This is a genomic window from Phenylobacterium sp., assembly GCF_031412415.1.
Taxonomy (GTDB): domain Bacteria; phylum Pseudomonadota; class Alphaproteobacteria; order Caulobacterales; family Caulobacteraceae; genus Phenylobacterium.
Map to the genome: position 1 here is coordinate 1 of NZ_JANOCX010000183.1, position 1,875 is coordinate 1,875.

General features: G+C 71.1%; 3 protein-coding genes. All 3 read left to right on the plus strand.

Annotated features, from left to right (window positions below):
* Positions 1 to 166 precede the first annotated feature (166 nt).
* Positions 167 to 652, plus strand: coding sequence for a tRNA (adenosine(37)-N6)-threonylcarbamoyltransferase complex ATPase subunit type 1 TsaE (gene tsaE, locus RMO04_RS08880; protein WP_309644424.1), 486 nt, complete (start codon positions 167 to 169; stop codon positions 650 to 652).
* The gene (gene amgK, locus RMO04_RS08885) at positions 630 to 1,727 is read left to right on the plus strand and encodes an N-acetylmuramate/N-acetylglucosamine kinase AmgK (protein ID WP_309644425.1); all 1,098 of its coding nucleotides are present in this window, start codon (positions 630 to 632) and stop codon (positions 1,725 to 1,727) included. Before tsaE ends, amgK begins: the two co-directional genes overlap by 23 nt.
* Positions 1,727 to 1,875, plus strand: a 149-nt coding sequence (locus tag RMO04_RS08890) for an NTP transferase domain-containing protein (RefSeq protein ID WP_309644426.1), incomplete at its 3' end; no start/stop codon positions are given. The genes amgK and RMO04_RS08890, both read left to right, overlap by 1 nt.

The window sequence follows — 1,875 nt, forward strand, 5'->3', positions numbered from 1 at the left end:
TCACCCTGTTCCACGAGCTATTGAACAAGCGCGGTCGCGCCTTCGAGCTGACGGTCGGCGCACCGGTCCCACCCCAGGTTCTGGACCCCGACGCCACCGCCGCGACCCTGGCGCTAAAGGCCTATATCGAGCACGTGCTGCCCCACCATCCCGACCGACCCTTCGCATGATCGCCCAGCGCGCCGAGGGCGAGTTCCGCCTCGACGACGAGGCCGCCACCGGCGCCCTGGGCGCGGCCATCGCGCGGGAGCTCAGGACGGGCGAGGCCATCTGCCTGAGCGGGCCTCTGGGCGCAGGCAAGTCGACGCTCGCTCGCGCCCTGGTCCGCGCCCTGACCACGCCGAACGAAGAGGTCCCCAGCCCGACCTTCACGCTGGTGCAGTTCTACGAAGGCCACAGACTCAAGGTCGCCCACTTCGACCTCTACCGGCTGACCAGCGCCGAAGAGGCCTACGAGATCGGGCTGGACGAGGCCCTGGACGACGGCGCCGCGGTGATCGAATGGCCCGAGCGGCTGGAGGGCCACCTGCCCCCCGACCGACTCGATATAGAGATCGTCATCGACATCTCGCCCGATGGCGGGGAGGCGCGCCGCGCGCGGCTGGTTCCCGCCGGCGCCTGGGAAGGACGTGGACTTGAGTTCGCAGCGTGAGGCCCAGAAGGCCGAGTTCCTCGATCGCCATGGCCTCGCCGGAGCCCGCCGCGAGCCGCTGACCGGCGACGCCTCGACCCGCAGCTACGAGCGGCTGCATCTGGCGAACGGGACCGGGCTGATCCTCATGGACCAGCCGCCGAACGCCGAGACCGCGCCCTGCCCCCCCAACGCTACAGCCGACGAGCGCCGCGCCGCCGGTTACAACGCCATGGCCCGCCTGGCCGCCGGCCGGGTCGACGCCTTCGTGGCCACCGCCGAATGGCTGCGGACCCAAGGGCTGTCGGCGCCAGCGATCGTGGCCCACGACGCGCCCGCCGGCCTCGCGGTCCTGGAAGATCTGGGCGACGACCTGTTCGCCCGACTGATCGAGGCCGGCCAGGACGAGGCCCCGCTCTATGACGACGCCATCGAAGCCTTGGTCGCCCTGCATTCGGTCGCGCCGCCCAAGGTGCTGGAAGCGCCAGGCGGCATCGCCTGGCCCCTGCTCGACTATGACGACGTCGCGCTGAAGACCGCCGGCGACCTGCTGCCGGAATGGCTGCCGAAGCTGAAGCCGGAGCTGTCCTTCGACGTCGGGGCGCTGGACCAATGGGAGGCTGTCTGGGCGCCGATCCGGGCGCGAGGCGCGGCCGGCGCCAGCGTCTTCTGCCATCGAGACTATCACGCCGAGAACCTGATCTGGCTGCCGGAGCGCCAGGGCGCGGCGCGGGTCGGCCTGCTGGACTTCCAAGACGCCGTGCGCGCCCATCCGGCCTGGGACATGTCCATGCTGCTGCATGACGCCCGGCGCGATGTCTCCGCCGGGCGGGAGTCCGCCTCGCTTGCGCGCTACTTCGCCCTGAGGCCGCAGGTCGACAGCGCGGCCTTCATGGCCGACTACCACGCGCTGGGCGCCCTCAACATCTCGCGCATCCTGGGCATCTTCGCCCGGCTGGTGACCCGCGACGGCAAGCCCCGATACGCCGCCTTCATGCCCCGGCTCTGGACCTACCTGGACCGCTGCCTGGCCGATCCGTCGCTGAGCGATCTGAAGGCGTGGATGGACCGCAACGTACCCGCGCAGGCTCGCTGATGACCCACGGTCCGAAGACCGCCATGGTCCTAGCCGCGGGCCTCGGCACGCGGATGAGGCCACTCACCGACCTCCGTCCCAAGGCCCTGGTCGAGGTCGCCGGCAAGGCCCTGATCGACCATGTGCTCGACCGCCTTCGCGCCGCCGG

Excerpts from the sequence above, each read along its gene's own strand:
- tsaE (WP_309644424.1), top strand. The coding sequence starts at position 167 with ATGATCGCCCAGCGCGCCGAGGGCGAGTTCCGCCTCGACGACGAGGCC.